This window comes from Microbacterium thalassium (assembly GCF_014208045.1).
Taxonomy (GTDB): Bacteria; Actinomycetota; Actinomycetes; order Actinomycetales; family Microbacteriaceae; genus Microbacterium; species Microbacterium thalassium.
Window position 1 is genome coordinate 1,325,847 of sequence record NZ_JACHML010000001.1, and the last position, 14,874, is coordinate 1,340,720.

At 71.8% G+C, this 14,874-nt stretch carries 15 protein-coding genes; 1 reads left to right on the plus strand and 14 read right to left on the minus strand.

Translation table 11 applies throughout. The features are described from left to right. Nucleotides 1–31: 31 nt before the first annotated feature. From HD594_RS06130 to HD594_RS06175, 10 genes are all read right to left on the minus strand, one after another. The gene (locus HD594_RS06130; protein WP_184750107.1) at nucleotides 32–772 is read right to left on the minus strand and encodes a cupin domain-containing protein; all 741 of its coding nucleotides are present in this window, start codon (nucleotides 770–772) and stop codon (nucleotides 32–34) included. Beyond that, on the minus strand, nucleotides 769–1,671 hold the full coding sequence (locus tag HD594_RS17340) for a DUF6807 domain-containing protein (protein ID WP_184750108.1): 903 nt from the start codon (nucleotides 1,669–1,671) through the stop codon (nucleotides 769–771). Before HD594_RS17340 ends, HD594_RS06130 begins: the two co-directional genes overlap by 4 nt. Beyond that, a complete protein-coding gene (locus tag HD594_RS06140; protein WP_184750109.1) occupies nucleotides 1,664–2,785 on the minus strand; it encodes a Gfo/Idh/MocA family protein in 1,122 nt (373 codons plus the stop codon). Before HD594_RS06140 ends, HD594_RS17340 begins: the two co-directional genes overlap by 8 nt. A gap of 178 nt (nucleotides 2,786–2,963) precedes the next feature. Next, the gene (gene phnE, locus HD594_RS06145) at nucleotides 2,964–3,836 is read right to left on the minus strand and encodes a phosphonate ABC transporter, permease protein PhnE (protein WP_271171322.1); all 873 of its coding nucleotides are present in this window, start codon (nucleotides 3,834–3,836) and stop codon (nucleotides 2,964–2,966) included. Further along, complete coding sequence (gene phnE, locus HD594_RS06150) at nucleotides 3,833–4,648, minus strand: phosphonate ABC transporter, permease protein PhnE (protein WP_184750110.1); 816 nt, start codon at nucleotides 4,646–4,648, stop codon at nucleotides 3,833–3,835. The genes phnE (HD594_RS06145) and phnE (HD594_RS06150) overlap by 4 nt, the downstream gene beginning before the upstream one ends. After that, nucleotides 4,645–5,451: a phosphonate ABC transporter ATP-binding protein gene (gene phnC, locus HD594_RS06155; RefSeq protein ID WP_184750111.1), complete on the minus strand. Its 807-nt coding sequence runs from the start codon at nucleotides 5,449–5,451 to the stop codon at nucleotides 4,645–4,647. Before phnC ends, phnE (HD594_RS06150) begins: the two co-directional genes overlap by 4 nt. Before the next feature lie 64 nt (nucleotides 5,452–5,515). After that, entirely contained in the window at nucleotides 5,516–6,505 is a 990-nt protein-coding gene (phnD, locus tag HD594_RS06160) for a phosphate/phosphite/phosphonate ABC transporter substrate-binding protein (RefSeq protein ID WP_271171323.1), read from the minus strand. 191 nt (nucleotides 6,506–6,696) lie between these two features. Next, entirely contained in the window at nucleotides 6,697–7,383 is a 687-nt protein-coding gene (locus tag HD594_RS06165) for an HAD family hydrolase (protein WP_184750112.1), read from the minus strand. Beyond that, on the minus strand, nucleotides 7,380–9,023 hold the full coding sequence (gene pgm, locus HD594_RS06170; RefSeq protein WP_184750113.1) for a phosphoglucomutase (alpha-D-glucose-1,6-bisphosphate-dependent): 1,644 nt from the start codon (nucleotides 9,021–9,023) through the stop codon (nucleotides 7,380–7,382). The genes HD594_RS06165 and pgm overlap by 4 nt, the downstream gene beginning before the upstream one ends. Nucleotides 9,024–9,065: 42 nt before the next feature. Beyond that, the gene (locus HD594_RS06175) at nucleotides 9,066–9,566 is read right to left on the minus strand and encodes a flavodoxin domain-containing protein (RefSeq protein WP_184750114.1); all 501 of its coding nucleotides are present in this window, start codon (nucleotides 9,564–9,566) and stop codon (nucleotides 9,066–9,068) included. Nucleotides 9,567–9,634: 68 nt separating this feature from the next. Between HD594_RS06175 and pheA the strand changes: the two genes are divergently transcribed. After that, the gene (gene pheA, locus HD594_RS06180) at nucleotides 9,635–10,597 is read left to right on the plus strand and encodes a prephenate dehydratase (protein WP_184750115.1); all 963 of its coding nucleotides are present in this window, start codon (nucleotides 9,635–9,637) and stop codon (nucleotides 10,595–10,597) included. Between the two features lie 33 nt (nucleotides 10,598–10,630). Here pheA and HD594_RS06185 read toward each other — a convergent pair whose 3' ends face one another. The 4 genes from HD594_RS06185 to HD594_RS06200 all read right to left on the minus strand — a co-directional run bounded on the left by HD594_RS06185 (nucleotide 10,631) and on the right by HD594_RS06200 (nucleotide 14,719). Continuing rightward, nucleotides 10,631–11,689 (minus strand): LLM class flavin-dependent oxidoreductase, encoded by a 1,059-nt coding sequence (locus HD594_RS06185; RefSeq protein ID WP_184750116.1) that lies wholly within the window; start codon nucleotides 11,687–11,689, stop codon nucleotides 10,631–10,633. Between the two features lie 56 nt (nucleotides 11,690–11,745). Beyond that, a complete protein-coding gene (locus HD594_RS06190) occupies nucleotides 11,746–13,107 on the minus strand; it encodes a cryptochrome/photolyase family protein (protein ID WP_184750117.1) in 1,362 nt (453 codons plus the stop codon). A 119-nt stretch (nucleotides 13,108–13,226) separates the two neighbouring features. Beyond that, a complete protein-coding gene (locus HD594_RS06195; RefSeq protein ID WP_271171324.1) occupies nucleotides 13,227–13,856 on the minus strand; it encodes an HAD family hydrolase in 630 nt (209 codons plus the stop codon). Then, nucleotides 13,853–14,719, minus strand: coding sequence for an LLM class F420-dependent oxidoreductase (locus tag HD594_RS06200; protein WP_221446566.1), 867 nt, complete (start codon nucleotides 14,717–14,719; stop codon nucleotides 13,853–13,855). Before HD594_RS06200 ends, HD594_RS06195 begins: the two co-directional genes overlap by 4 nt. Nucleotides 14,720–14,874 lie beyond the last annotated feature (155 nt).

A 14,874-nucleotide genomic window follows, 5' to 3' on the forward strand; every position in this document is an offset into this window, starting at 1 on the left:
GCGCGGGCGAGGAGTCGAGGCGTCGCCGAGATCAGTCTTCGCGCGGCTGCGGCCACTCCCACGTCTGCAGGCGCCCGCACATGCCGTACTGGCGTGGCCCGGGAGTCCGCGCGGCGCTGGTCACCGCGGCATCGGCCAGCATGGCCGGGTCGCCCGCGGCGAGGCGCGCGAGCTGCTCCCGCGTGCGCGCGGTCTCGGCCTCGACGGTCGCCGACCACAGCCGCCGCCAGCGTTCGACCCTCGGCTGCACGAGTGCGGCCGCGCGCCGGTGCAGATCGGCCAGGGCCGCGGAGCCGCGGGCCTCGAGATCGTCGAGCAGCTGACGGTAGCCGCGCAGGGCGAGGTCGCGGCGCGCGCGTGCGGCATCCGCTCGCTCCTCGTCGGAGGCGGATGCCGGCAGAGCCGCCGCGGCGGCGTACGCCTCGGGGTCCTCGAGCACGTCCGTCGGGAACGTCAGGACGGCGTCGCCCGCCTCGGGGAGACCGGCGTTCTGCATGACGACCACCAGCTCGAGATCGCCGTGGTTGACGAGCCGGTGGACGGTGCCCGGCGAGAACCACACGACCTCGCCCGGTTCGAGGCGATGCACCGCACGCCCCGCGGACGAGACGGTGTGCACCTCACCCGAGCCGCCCGTGGCGACGTACCCCTCGCTGGAGGCGGTGTGGAGGTGGGGGGAGCCGCCCGCGCAGCCGTCGCCCGCGTCCCAGTCGTAGACCTGAAGGCTGCTGACGGCGACGCCGCCCGGAAACAGCGGGGGAGCGGCGCTCACGGTGCCACCTGCGCCGCCAGCGTCCGCAGCTCCCCGGCCGCGGGGATGCTGTCGAGGAACACGTGCCGGTGCGACAGCGAGACCTCCTCGCCCGGCGCCAGCACGATCGGCCGGTCGAACGACGCCGAGGGGCTCATGATCGGGAACGGCTCGCTGCGGACGAACCACCTGATGGGCGGCGCTCCCGTCGACGTTCCCGCGAACACAAGCACGGTCGCCCCGCCGTCGACCTCGTCGTGCTCGCCCGAGAACGCCAGCCATGGCGTGACGGCGCCCATCAGCGCATCGGCGTCGTCGGAGTCGGCCGACAGCACGCGCCCGCCGGTCCAGGCGCGCGGCATCCGGAGCGCGAAGCCGGTGTACCCCGCATGCGGACGCCCCTCGGTCGTCGGGCTGCCGAGCTCGAGCTCGCGGCCCGAGATGTTGCGCAGCGTCGTGGCGAAGTCGAGCATCCACAGGCGGCGATCGGTGTCGAGGCCGTGGAAGCGGTGTGTGCGGGACTCCGTGAACCACTCCTCGCCGGCCTGCGTGATCCATGTGAGCTCTTCGGTGAACGCGACCTCGGAGCCGGCATCCGTCATCGCGGTGAAGCGGTCGTGCCGCATCCGCCCCACGTTGTCGAGCTGCGTGTACCCGACGTCGCGCTGGAACGTCGGGCCGCCCCAGAAGTTCTGCCCCGACACCTGCGTCCACGTCATCTGCAGGCCCTTGTGCCAGCGGTGGTCCCACGGGCGGAAGGCCGACAGCACCGCCCCGTCGAGCGCGCGCACGGGATGCAGGTACGGCTTGGGGCCCTCGGACGCCGCGCCGCCGGGATCGAAGACGTACCGCGCGATGTCGACGCCGGACGCGGTGACGACCGCGTCGGTGTCGGTGAGCGACAGCGTGAAGTCAGGCATGGGCGGGCTCCTTGCCGAAGGCGCGGGCGGCGGCATCCGGATCCCCGCCGTTCATGGCGCCGAAGAACGGGTCGGCGGCGGTGAGCTCCGCGCGCCGGACGGGCCTCCCCTCGATCGCGGACTTGTACATGCCGGCGACGAGTTCGAGGCTGCGGCGGCCGTCGGCGCCGCTCGCGGGCGGGCGCACGCCTCGGCGGAACGCGTCGACGAGCACGCGCAGCTGGGCGGCGTGCGAGCTCGCCTCGTCCGTCTCGGGGAGCCAGTCGTCGGTCTGCGAGGCGTCCACGTGCGGCGCGGGCGTCCACCGCCAGTGCGAGTTGTCGTAGCCGTAGAGGTGCTCGACCTCGACGGTGGCGTCGTCGAAGTCGAACCGCAGCAGGCTCGACTCGCGCGGCGAGAGCAGGCTGTTGGTCAGGACGCACATGGCGCCGGACTCGAGCCGGACGATCGCCGCCGACACGTCCTCGGTCTCGGTCGAGCGGGCGAGCGTGGCCATCATGGCGGTCACCTCGGACCAGTCGCCGAGGATCGACAGCGCCAGGTCCATCTGGTGGATGCCGTGGCCCATCGTCGGACCGCCGCCCTCGGTCGCCCACTTGGCGCGCCACGGCACGTCGAAGTAGGCGTCGTCGCGGTACCAGAGGGTGTGGCACTGGGCGACGCGCGGAGCGCCGAGCGTCCCCTCGTCCAGGTGCCGGCGCAGGCGCCGGCCGGCCGATCCGAAGCGGTGCTGGAACACATAGGAGGCGTACGGACCGTCCGCGCCCTCGTGCGCCGCCATCTCGTCGTAGTCGGCGAGGCTCAGCGCGGGCGGCTTCTCGCACCACACCCACGCGCCCGCGTCGAGCGCGGCGATGGTGGCCTCTCTGTGGGCGCCCGGGGGAGTGGCGACGACGACGAGGTCGGGGGCGGATGCCGCGAGCATCGCGTCGACGTCGGTGAAGGCATCCGTCACGCCGAACTCGTCGGCGACCGCGCGGGCGCGAGCGGCATCCACGTCCGCGACGGCGACGATCTCGGTGTCGGGGTTGCCGGCGAGGGCGGGAAGGTGGATGCCGCGGGCGATGCCCCCGGCGCCCACGACGGCCGTGCGGATCGGTGCGGCAGCGTTCATCGGACAGCGGCTCCATCGCGTTCTGTGCGCATGCCCCCATTGTTCCGCAGATTCACGGAAAGCGCTTCCCCTTTGTTCGCGTCGGCGAGTGCGTATCTTCTCGCCGAGTGCACACGAAATCGACCGTCACGAGCGTGTGCACCCGGCGAGAGCATGTGCACTCGACGATACGTGCGGGTCAGACGATCGCTTCGGCCTGTTCGCGACGCTCGCGGCGGCGGGTCCGGCGGCTGCCGCCGGAGATGATGCGCGCGCGGACGGCGCCCGAGACGGTGTCCACCAGGATCGTCACGACGATGATCACGACGAGAGTGACGCCGATCTGCGCCCATTCGCGGCGATTGAACAGCTGCGACAGCAGCGACCCGATGCCTCCTGCGCCGATGACGCCGAGGACGGCGCTGGCGCGGATGTTGATCTCGAACCGGTACAGCCAGAACGCGACGATCTCGGGCAACGCCTGCGGCAGGATCGCCCAGCGGATGCGCTGGGACGCGCCTGCACCCGACGCGAGCGCCGCCTCGACCGGGCCCGGATCGATCGACTCGATCGCCTCGGCGGTGAGCTTGCCGAGCGTGCCGATCGAGCCGACGCCGAGCGCGAGCGCGCCCGTGAGCGGACCGAGCCCGAAGATCGGCATGATCAGCACGATCGCCAGCACGATCTCGGGAAGCGCGCGGATGGCGTTGAGGAACTGCCTCACGACGACCACCACGCCGGCGGGCGCGATCGTGCGTGCGGCGAGGAAGCCGAGGGGCAGCGAGAGCACGGCGCCGATGAGCGTGCCGATCCACGCCATCTGCACCGACTCGAGCATGCGGCTGGTCGCGAGGCTCCAGTACTCGCTCCACGGGTCGACGAACGGGTTCTGGACCACGCCCTCGCCCATCAGCACCGCGTAGTTGACGAAAGCGCCGGGGAGGTCCAGCATCCTGGCCCACTTCGCGTCGACCGCCCAGATCGCCGCGACGACGACGATCGCCGACACGATGAGCCAGATCGTCGGCCACAGCTTGCTCGGCGGCGCGGGCCGCATCATCGACGTGCTCACGTGATCCTCCGCCTGACGACCTGCGAGGCGATGTCGACGAGCAGCACCACCACGAACGTCGCGATGAACAGTGCCGAGACGTTCTCCCACGCGAAGCGGCCCAGCTGCACGATGATGACGTTTCCGATGCCGCCGGCGCCGGCGAGTCCGATCACGATCGAGGCGCGGATGTTCAGCTCGAACACGTAGAGGCTGTAGCTGAGGAAGTTCGGCAGCACCTGCGGGTACACCGCCCACCGCGCGCGATCGATGCCGTTCGCGCCAGACGCGTCGACGGCCTCGATCGGTCCGCGATCGACCGCGTCGATCGACTCGCTCGTGAGCTTGGCGACGATGCCGAGATTGAACATGACCAGGGCCAGGATGCCCGCGAGCGAGCCGACGCCGACGAGCGCGACGAAGAGGAACGCGTAGCCGATGTCGGGGATGGAGCGCACGACCGACAGCGTCCATTTGACGATCTGGTGAGCGACGGGATTGCTCAGCGTCACCTTCGAGGCGAGCATCGCCGCGATCAGGCCGAGCAGGCAGCCGCCGAGGCTCGCGAGCACGGCGATCGCGAGCGTCTCGAACCAGGCGTTCCCGACCTGGAAGATGAAGCCCCAGTTGGGGTTGAGGAACTGCTCGATCACGACCCAGCCGCGGCCGAAGTCGGTGAACAGCGGCACGAGGGTGAACTCGATGCCCAGGCCGGCCCAGACCGTGAGCACCACGGCGGCGGCGAGCCCCGCCCACAGCGTCCACGGTGCGCGCGGCTTCACCGGTCGGCGGGATGCCGTGCCGGGGCGCGGTGCGGGGATGACGGTCGTCATGCCGGTGCGTCGCCGGTCGTCGTGGTCTCGGCCGCGGCGTCGCCGGGAAGGACGTCGGCGGCGGTGAGCGATCGGCCGTAGATCTCCTCGAAGACCGCGTCGTCGGCCTCGTCGGCGGTGCCGTCGAAGACGATCCGTCCCTGTCGCATGCCGATGATCCGCTGGCCGTAGCGGCGGGCGAGGTCGAGGAAGTGCAGGTTGACGACGGTGGTGATGCCGAGTTCGCGGTTGATGCGCTCGAGATCGCGCATCACCTGGTTCGCGGTCGGCGGGTCGAGCGAGGCGACCGGCTCGTCGGCGAGGATCACCTTGGGTTCCTGCGCCAGGGCGCGGGCGATCGCCACACGCTGCTGCTGGCCGCCCGACAGCTGCGAGGCGCGCACCCACGCCTTGTCAACGATGCCGACGCGTTCGAGCGCCTCGAACGCGAGTTCGCGGTCGGCGGGCTTCCAGAGCCCCAGCAGCGAACGCCACCACGAGGTCGCGTGGAGGCGGCCGACCAGCACATTGTTCATGACGCTCGTGCGGGTGACGAGGTTGAACGACTGGAAGATCATGCCGACCTGGGCGCGCAGGCGCCGCAGCTGGCGCTTGCTCGCGCCGCTGACGACGCGGTCGTCGACCTGAAGCGTCCCCGAGGTGGTGGGGACGAGTCCGTTGATGGTGCGCACCAGGGTCGACTTGCCGGCGCCGGACAGGCCCACCACCACGACGAACTGGCCGTCCGGGATCTCGAGGTCGATGCCGTCGAGCCCGAGCGTGCCGGTCGGGTAGCGGACCGAGACGTTGTCGAAGCGGATCACAGAAACTACTCTCGCGACTCCGGGTGGAGGGGGCGACCCCTCCACCCGGAGTGTGTGGGTCGGGTCAGCCGAAGTTCTCGTAGACCGCGCGGGCCTGGTCGATCGCGTCGAGGTCGGCCGGCACGAGTCCGTCGATCTCGTAGACCGCGTCGAGCGCCGCGGCGCCCTCCTCGGTGTCGGCGATCGCGAGGAACGCGTCGGTGATCTTCTGCTGCCACTCCTCCGAGAGCGAGCCCGAGACCGAGACGCCGTCGTTGGGGATGAGGGTCGAGTGCGCGAAGACGACGACCTCGGTGCCGATGTCGGGCGTCTCCTCGGCGAGGCCGGTGCGGGCGTCGTTGTAGCTCACGCCGACGGTCGCATCGCCGTCGTAGACCGCGCGGACGGCGTTGGGGTGGCCGCCGGCGAAGAACGCGCCGCTCAGGTCGAACGGGTCGAGGCCGAGCTGCTGGAGCTGCGTGGCCGGGTAGTAGTAGCCCGATGCGGAGCCCTCGTCGACGAACGCGATCGTCTCGTCCTGCGCGACGAGCGCCAGGGCGTCCTCGCCGAGCGGGCCGACGTTGCCCTCTTCGGTGCCGTTGCAGAAGAGGTAGTCGACGCCGTCCTCGTCGGTCTCGGTGACGATGTCATCGAGGCAGAACGTGTCGGGGTCGTTCGTGAACCACTGGGTCACGTAGACGCTGTCGCCGTAGCGCACCGACTGCAGCACCGGCACGGCGCCGGCCTCGTCCTGCGCCTGCACGAGGCCGATGGGGCCGAACATGCCGATCTGCGCCTGGTCGGTCTGCATCGCCACGACGAGTCCGGCGTAGTTGTCGGTGATGTTGACCTCGACCGGGACTCCGAGCTCATCGCTCAGCAGGCCCGCGAGCGTGTCGCCGTCGGTGACCAGCTGGTCGACGTCCTGCGAGGGCACCAGGCCCAGGACGATCGACTCCGGGTCGGCGGCAGCGGTCTCCTCGGTGCTGCCGCTGGGGCTGCTCGCGCAGCCGGCGAGCGTGAGTCCGAGCCCCGCCGCGACCGCGACGGCGCCCAGGAACTTGTGATTGCGCACGTGGTTCTCCTTCTTGGTGACGCGCGGATGCTGTCGGCCGCGCCGGTCCGGATGCTGTCGGCCGCGAGATTGCTGTGAGGCCGTGCACTCCGGCCCACGCTAGCCACCCCTGCGGGCCGCGAGGCCGTCACATAGGCAGACGTAGCGAGTTGTTTACAGAGTCGTCGCCACGCCGTAAACGATCGTGCGTCTCAGAGGCCGCGCGCCCAGGCGGCGACGGCGGGGACGAGCCCGTCGAGAGACGGAGCGCTCCAGTCCGCGGGACCGCGTCTCAGCGCGAAGCGGTCGATCAGTCCCGTCCGCCCGCCCAGGGCGCGGACGGGCTCGAGGTCGTTGCGCCAGATGTCTCCGATGCTCGCCACCGAATCCCCGCCGTCGACCCCGGCGACCTCGGCGATGATGTGGCCGAGCCCGGCGGGCTTGCCGGCATCGCCGACGACGTGGTCGAACAGGTGCGTCATCTCGAGCCTGTCCAAGATCTGATCGAGGCCCTCACGCGGCGCGTTCGTGACCAGCACGATCCGTCCGCCCGCATCCCGGACGGCCGCGCTCAGGTCCTCCAGGCCGGGCGCGCGCTCGGCGTGGAGCTCGCCGGCCGACAGCCGGGCCCGCGAGGCGAGGTAGACCTCGCTGATCCGCTGCGGGTGGATGTCGGCGGCCTGGGCGATGGCCCACGCGGCCTGGTAGACGTCATCCGCGTGGCGCAGGTCCTCGTCGGCGCCGGCGGTGGCGTGCGGGTCCTCCAGCCAGCTCTGCACGCGCCGCAGCAGGTCGAGGCCCTCGGCGAGCGGGTCGAGCGCTGCGGCGTAATCGAGCGCCGGGGCGTCGCCCACGCAGGCCGTTCCGTCGAAGTCGACGATGAGGGTCCGGCGCGTCATGCGTCGGCGAGTGCGGCGCTGACCACCGCGCGGGCCTCCTCCTGCACCTGCGCGAGGTGCTCGGGTCCCTTCAGTGACTCGGCGTACAGCTTGTACACGTCCTCGGTGCCCGACGGCCGCGCGGCGAACCACGCGAACTCGGTCTGGACCTTCAGACCGCCGATCGCGGCCCCGTTGCCGGGTGCGTGCGACAGCTTCGCGGTGATCGGGTCGCCCGCGAGCTCCGTGGCGGTGACCGCCTCGGGGGCGAGCTTCGACAGCGCCGCCTTCTGCGCCGGCGTCGCCGGGGCGTCGACCCGCTGATAGGCCGACGAGCCGTACTCGGCCTCGAGCTCGGCGTACCGCTGCGAGGGCGTCTTGCCCGTGACCGCGAGGATCTCGGCGGCGAGCAGGCACAGCAGGATGCCGTCCTTGTCGGTCGTCCACACCGAGGCGTCCTTGCGGAGGAACGAGGCGCCGGCCGACTCCTCGCCGCCGAACACGACCGAGCCGTCCAGCAGGCCCGGCACGAACCACTTGAATCCGACCGGCACCTCCAGAAGCGTGCGGTCCTCCGCGGCGACAACGCGGTCGATGATCATCGAGCTGACGAGTGTCTTGCCCACGGCCGCCGAGGCCGGCCAGCCCGGGCGGTGCGCGCACAGGTAGTCGATGGCGACGGCGAGGTAGTGGTTCGGGTTCATCAGGCCCGCGTCGGGCGTGACGATGCCGTGCCGGTCGGCGTCCGCGTCGTTGCCGGTGAGGATGTCGTACTCCTCGCGGCGGGCGACCAGCGACGCCATCGCCGACGGCGACGACGGATCCATCCGGATCTTCTCGTCCCAGTCGAGGGTCATGAAGCGCCACGTCGGGTCGACCTCGGGATTGACCACGGTGAGGTCGAGCCCGTACTTCTCGCCGATGAGCGCCCAGTAGTCGACGGAGGCGCCGCCGAGCGGGTCGGCGCCGATCCGCACACCCGCGGTCTTGATGGCCTCGACGTCGATGATCTGGCCGAGGTCTGCCACGTAGCCTTCGCGGAAGTCGTAGTGATCGAGCGCGTCTCCGTCGATGTCGGCGAACTTGGTGCGCTTGACGCCGTCGAGCCCGGCGGCGATGAGGTCGTTCGCGCGGGCGGCGATCCACCCGGTCGCATCGGTGTCGGCGGGGCCGCCGTGCGGGGGGTTGTACTTGAAGCCGCCGTCGCGCGGCGGGTTGTGGCTGGGGGTCACGACGATGCCGTCGGCGCGGCCGGCATCCGCCTCGCTCCGCCCCTTGTTGTAGGCGAGGATCGCGTGGCTGAGCGCGGGCGTCGGCACCCACGAGTCGCGCGAGTCCACGCGCACGTCGACGCCGTTGGCCACGAGCACCTCGATCGCGGTGCGCTCGGCCGGCAGCGACAGGCCGTGCGTGTCGCGGCCGAGGAAGAGGGGGCCGGTGATGCCCTGCTCGGTGCGGTAGTCGACGATCGCCTGCGTCGTGGCGAGGATGTGCCACTCGTTGAAGCTGGTCGACAGGCTCGATCCGCGGTGGCCGCTCGTGCCGAAGGCGACGCGCTGCGCGGCCACCTGAGGGTCGGGCGTTCGGTCGTAGTAGGCGTTGATCAGCTCATCGATGTCGATGAGGTCGGATGCTTCGGCGGGCTGTCCTGCGCGACTCATGTGCCCAGTCTGTCATTGCCGGGCCCCGCGTGCGCAGACGTGTCACAGTTGTGCGGCGATCTTCGCCGCCCAGGCGCGGATCTGCTCCCAGTCCCGCAGATCCTGGAACTCCTCGGGGGTGTTGCGCGCCATCGAGGACTCGATGAACCCGTGGGGATCGCGGGGCATGCGTCCGCCGAACACGACGTGCTCGCGCACGTTCAGGGCCTCGGCCTGGGCGATGACGGCTTCGGGTTCGAGCCACTTCTCGTCCTCGTCGGGGGCGCTCTTCGGCTCGCCGACCGGACCCGTGCTGAAGACCCAGAAGGGCGTGAGCGCGAGGATGTCGCTCTCGTGCGAGAGGAAGCGGCGAGCTTCGCGGCGCCATCGTCCCATGTAGACGGCGCTGCCGAGGACGACCGCGTCGTAGCCGCGCGCGTGCGCGTCGTGCACGTCGAGGCAGTCGGCGTCGTGGCCGCGCGAGCGCAGCTCGTCCGCGATCGCCTGGGCGATCTCGGCGGTGGAGTGATGCTTGGTCGCATAGGCGACGAGGATGCGTGCCATGCGCCCAGGGTGAGCCCGGTCGGCGCGACGGGCCAGTGCCGAAGGTCCCTGGCTAGGCTTGATCCGTGATGAGCGACCTCGACGCAGCGGCGGAAACCCGCCGCACGTACAGCTTCCTGGGCCCGGCGGGCACGTTCACCGAGGCTGCGCTCGCGCAGGTCGCCGAGGCGCGCGATCAGTACTGGCGGCCCGTGCACAACGTCGGCGAGGCGCTGGCGGATGTCGTCGAGGGCCGTTCCCACGCGGCGATGATCGCGATCGAGAACTCCGTCGACGGCGGCGTCTCGACCGCCCAGGACGCCCTCGCCACGATGCCGGGTCTCCGGATCATCGGCGAGTACCTCGTGCCGGTCGACTTCGTCCTCGTCGGCCGTCGCGGCACGCGGCTCGAGGACGTCTCGCTGGTCTCGGGTCACCCCGTCGCGTACGCGCAGTGCCTGCAGTGGCTGACGCGCACCCTCCCCGGGCACGCGCACATCCCCGCGGCGAGCAACGTCGCCAGCGCCATGGGCCTGCTCGACGGGACCAGCGACGCCCACGCCGCCATCGCGGCGCCCGGCATCCTCGAGCACCACGACCTGGAGCTGCTCGCGTCGGGCATCGGCGACAACCCCAACGCCGTGACGCGATTCGTGCTGGTCAGCCGCCCGGTCGTGCCGCCGCCGCCCACCGGGGCCGACAAGACGTCGCTCATCGTCGAGCTCCCCGACGACTACCCCGGCGCATTGCTGGAGATGCTCGAGCAGTTCGCGACCCGCGGCATCAACCTGTCGCTGCTGGCGTCCCGCCCCATCGGCGACGAGCTCGGACGCTACCGGTTCGTGGTCGACGCCGACGGGCACATCGAGAACGAGCGGATGGCGGACGCCCTCATGGGACTGCGCCGGTTCAGCCCGAAGGTGATCTTCCTGGGGTCCTACCCGCGCGCCGACCGCGCGGTCGTGCGGTATCCCGACCGCTATTCGGACGACGTGTTCGTCGAGGCGCGCGACTGGCTGCGCGGCCTCATCAGCGGCGAGCCCGGGGTCTGAGCCGCCGCAGGCGCCGCGGCGCTGCGGGACGGGTCACGCCGCCGCGGCGGCGATGAGATCGAGGGTCTGCGCGCGCCCGGGCGAGGCGTCCAGCGGCTCGCCGTCGTACGCGCCGGCGATCGGCGAGACCATCACCTCGTCGACGCCGTGCTCGGCCGCGAAGGCGCGGATCTGCGACGCCACGGCCTCACCGGTCCCGACGAACCAGGTCGAACGGGCCGATGCCATGATCTGCGCGCCCATCGCATCGACGGTCGCCGCGCTCGCCCGCGCCTGCTCGACGGTCTCGGCGGGGATCAGCGGCTTGTTCGTGCGCAGACGCATCATCGTCAGCTGGTTCGGCAGTGAGCGCTCCTCGGCTTCCTCGGAGGTCGGTGCGGCGATGGCGTTGACGGTGAGGAAGGTCCGCGGTGCGGGGTGCTCCTCGGACGGCTGGAACCGCGTGCGGTACAGCTCGAGCGCGCGCTCGAGGCCCTGCCCCGAGAAGTGGTTCGCGAACACGTAGGGGAGCCCGAGGGAGGCCGCCAGCTGCGCCGAGTAGTCGCTCGAGCCCAGCAGCCACAGCTCGGGTGCGCCGGTCGCGGCGGGGGTCGCGTGCACGTCGTAGGTGCCGCCGGACGAGAAGCGGATGCCGGCGCCCGCGGGCGAGACCAGCGCGGCGATGTCGCGCACGTTCTCGGGGAACCGCTCGACGTCGCTGGTCGTGCCGCTCTGGCGCAGCAGCTGTGTGATGACGGGGTCCGAGCCCGGGGCGCGGCCGAGGCCCAGGTCGATGCGGCTCGGAGCGATCGCCTCGAGCGCCGCGAACTGCTCGGCGACCACCAGCGGCGAGTGGTTCGGCAGCATGACCCCGCCCGAGCCGACGCGGATGCGCGAGGTGCGTGAGGCGGCGGCGGCGACCAGCACCGGCGGCGTCGTCGACGCGACGGCCGGCATGTTGTGGTGCTCGGCGAACCAGTAGCGGCGGTACCCGAGCCGGTCGGCGGTGGCCGCGAGCGCCATCGACGACGCGATCGCCTGCGCGCTCGTCTGGCCCGTGCGCACCGGCACGAGGTCGAGGACGGACAGGGCCGGTGTCGCGGTAGAGCTCATCGCCTCGTCTCAACCGCCAGCGGCATCCGTTCTATTCCGCTCACCACGGCATCGCCTCAGCGTGCCCGCTTGACGGCCTCGTATGCGTCCAGCGCCGCCTGGCGCGAGGCCTTCAGATCGACCAGCGGCTCGAGCTCGCCGCTGTCGGGCGCCCACTGCGCGATGTAGGACCCGTGCCGGTCGAACTTCTCGGCCTGCAGCACGGGGTTGAACACGCGGAAGTAGGGCGCGGCGTCCGCCCCCGACCCCGCGACCCACTGCCAGTTGAACGGGTTCGCCGCGGCATCCGCATCCACGAGGGTGTCCCAGAACCACTCCTCGCCGCGGCGCCAGTCGATCAGGAGGTTCTTCACGAGGAAGGACGCCGTCACCATCCGCACCCGGTTGTGCATGAACCCGGTGCGCCAGAGCTCCCGCATGCCGGCGTCGACCAGGGGGACGCCGGTGCGGCCCTGCTGCCAGGCCTCGAGGTGAGTGGGCTTCAGGCGGGGCCACGCGAACGCGTCGAACTGCGCGCGCCAGTTGCGCGTGGCGAGGTCGGGGAAGTGGAACAGCGTGTGCCACGCGAACTCGCGCCAGCCCAGCTCCGACAGGAAGCGCTGGGCAGGACCCGCGTGTCGCTCGGCGGCTTCGGACCGCACGGTCTCGTGCCACACCGTGTAGGGGCTCAGCTCGCCCCAGCGCAGCCGCGGCGACAGGTTCGACGTGACGCCGGCGGCCGGTTCGTCGCGGGCTCGGTCGTAGTCGGCGAGGTCGTCGTCGAGGAAGTCCCGCAGTCGCCGGCGGGCGGCGAGCTCGCCCGGCTCCCACGTCTCGCGGAGGCCCTCGGCCCAGTCGGGGCGCGTGGGCAGCAGCCCCCAGCCGTCGAGCTCGTCGGATGCCGGAGCCGCCGCCGGCCCCGGGATCTCGCGCGGCTCCGGGAGCGGCGCGCGGGGAGCGGGCATCGCCTGGCACGCCTTCCAGAACGGGGTGAACACCGCGTAGGGCCCGCCGGCGCCGGTCTGCACGGTCCACGGCTCGAACAGGACGGATGCCGCGAACGAGGCGACCTCGACGCCGGCGTCGCGCAGCCCCGCCTTCAGTTCGGCGTCCACGGCGCGCTCGGGTCCGCCGTAGCGTCGGTTCCAGAAGACCGCGCCGGCGGCGGCATCCGCCACGACGTCCCGCACGACGCGTGCCGCCGGACCGCGTCGCAGCACGAGCGTCGATCCGCGATCGCGCAGGCGGGTGTCGAGGTCGGCGAGGCTGTGGTGCAGCCACCAGCGGGCGGCTCCGCCGAGCGCCCGGATGCCGTCCGACTCCTCGTCCAGGACGTACAGCACGACCACAGGCTCGTCGCGGTCGATCGCCGCGCGCAGGGCGGGGTTGTCGGCCAGGCGCAGGTCGTCGCGCAGCCACACGATCGAGGGGGACGTCACAGGTCCATCCTGCCGGTGCGGGAGTGCGGGGGGCGGGGAACGTGGCGAACGTGTTCACACCGTGTACGTGTTCAGCCTGCCGTTCGGTCCGGGCGAGCCGTGAGCGCGGGGTCGCCCGGTCAGGCGCCGAACGCGCGCGCGAGGTCATCCAGTGAATCGAGGCGCAGGTCGGCGAGCGCTGCTTCCGGCCGGCGCGCATGGATGTGACCCCACGGCCCGCGGCGAATGAGGGCCGTGCGCATGCCGACGGCGCGCGCGGGCAGCACGTCGTTGTCGAGCCGGTCCCCGACATATAGAAGCGCGCTCGGGCTCAGCCCGGCCGCATCCGTCACGCGTGAGAAGAACTCCGCAGAGGGCTTGGCCACGCCCCAGGCCGCCGACGATGCGATGAAGTCGGCGTCGACGCCGACTGCGCGCAGCCGCGCCTCGACACCGGCAGGCTGGTTGCCGGCGATGCCGACCGTGAGACCCCGATCGGCGGCGGCGCGCAGACATCCGACGGCGTCAGGGTAGAGGTCGGCGCTGTCGATCCCCGGGGACTCCGGCGGGGGGTCGATGCCCAGCACCTCCCATACGCGACGGTGATCCTCATTGCTCTCGATGAGCGAGCCCACGAGCCCCATCAGGGTGAACGGCGTGATTCCAGCGCGCTCGGCCTGCGCCATCCATGAGCGGGACTCGTCGACGAGCGTCTCGCCGACGTCGAACACGACGCCGCGGACACCGTCCGGCAGTCTGAGGCCGGTCACTGCGGGCGGCCGAGCCCCAGCTCGCCCGCCAGCGCCGCGAGCGCGGGCAGCGGGTCCTCGCTCGCCGGGAGCACCTGGATGCACACGTGGTCGGCGCCGGCCTCCAGATGGGCGCGGAGAGCCGCGGCGAGGTCGGCGGGCGTCCCGTGCGGCACGAGCGCGTCGACGGCGTCATCGGTCGCGCCGTTCTCCAGCTCCGCGGTCGTGAAGCCATGGGACTCGAGAGTGCGGCGGTAGTTGGTCAGCGCGAGGTACCGCGACAGGAACTCGCGGGCCGTCGCGCGGGCGGCGGCGACGTCGAGGTCGGGCGCGAGCCGCTGCTCGGGAGCGATGAGACCGCCGGGCCCGACGATGTCGCGGGCGAAGCGCGTGTGGACAGGGGTCGTCATGTACGGATGCGTGCCGGCCGATCGCTCCGCCGCGAGCTTCAGGGTCCGCGGCCCGAGCGCCGAGATCACGCGCCGCTCGGCGGGCACGCCCTCCGCGTCGAGCACGTCGAGGTAGGACGTCAGTGCCGCGTACGGCTTCTGGTAGCGCTCGCCGAGCGCCTCGCGGTGGCCGATGCCGATGCCGAGGAGGAAGCGGCCCGGATGCGTCCGCTCCAGGCGGTGGAAGGATGCGGCGACCTCCTCGGCCGGCGACGTCCAGATGTTGACGATGCCGGTGGCGACCGCCAGCCGCTCCGTCGCATCCAAGAGCTGCTCGGCGATCACGAGGTCGGCGTCGGGCGACCCGCCGATCCACACCGCGGTGTAGCCCAGGCCTTCTGCCTGCGCTGCCAGCTCGGGCGTGAGCAGTGCGCCTCGGCGCCACAGACCGAACCGGCCCAGCGCCTGCGCCGCGGGGGATGATGTCGTGGCCACAGGTCGCCTCCGTTCGCGCGGCGGCGATCCGCCGCAGGGTTCGGGCAACACACTATCCACCCGCGACATCGTGGACCGCGGCGTGCTGCGGCGGTGCGGCCGGCGGCCGGCGCCACCGGCGCCCTCCCATCCGCGCGGTGATAATTTCGCCTTGC

What these genes read in the sequence shown, in the direction of transcription:
- pheA (WP_184750115.1), top strand. Translation starts at nt 9,635, where the DNA reads ATGAGCGACCTCGACGCAGCGGCGGAAACCCGCCGCACGTACAGCTTC.
- HD594_RS06165 (WP_184750112.1), bottom strand. Translation starts at nt 7,383, where the DNA reads ATGACGCGCCGGACCCTCATCGTCGACTTCGACGGAACGGCCTGCGTG.
- pgm (WP_184750113.1), bottom strand. Translation starts at nt 9,023, where the DNA reads ATGAGTCGCGCAGGACAGCCCGCCGAAGCATCCGACCTCATCGACATC.
- HD594_RS06175 (WP_184750114.1), bottom strand. Translation starts at nt 9,566, where the DNA reads ATGGCACGCATCCTCGTCGCCTATGCGACCAAGCATCACTCCACCGCC.
- phnE (WP_184750110.1), bottom strand. Translation starts at nt 4,648, where the DNA reads ATGACGACCGTCATCCCCGCACCGCGCCCCGGCACGGCATCCCGCCGA.
- HD594_RS17340 (WP_184750108.1), bottom strand. Translation starts at nt 1,671, where the DNA reads ATGCCTGACTTCACGCTGTCGCTCACCGACACCGACGCGGTCGTCACC.
- HD594_RS06140 (WP_184750109.1), bottom strand. Translation starts at nt 2,785, where the DNA reads ATGAACGCTGCCGCACCGATCCGCACGGCCGTCGTGGGCGCCGGGGGC.
- HD594_RS06185 (WP_184750116.1), bottom strand. Translation starts at nt 11,689, where the DNA reads ATGAGCTCTACCGCGACACCGGCCCTGTCCGTCCTCGACCTCGTGCCG.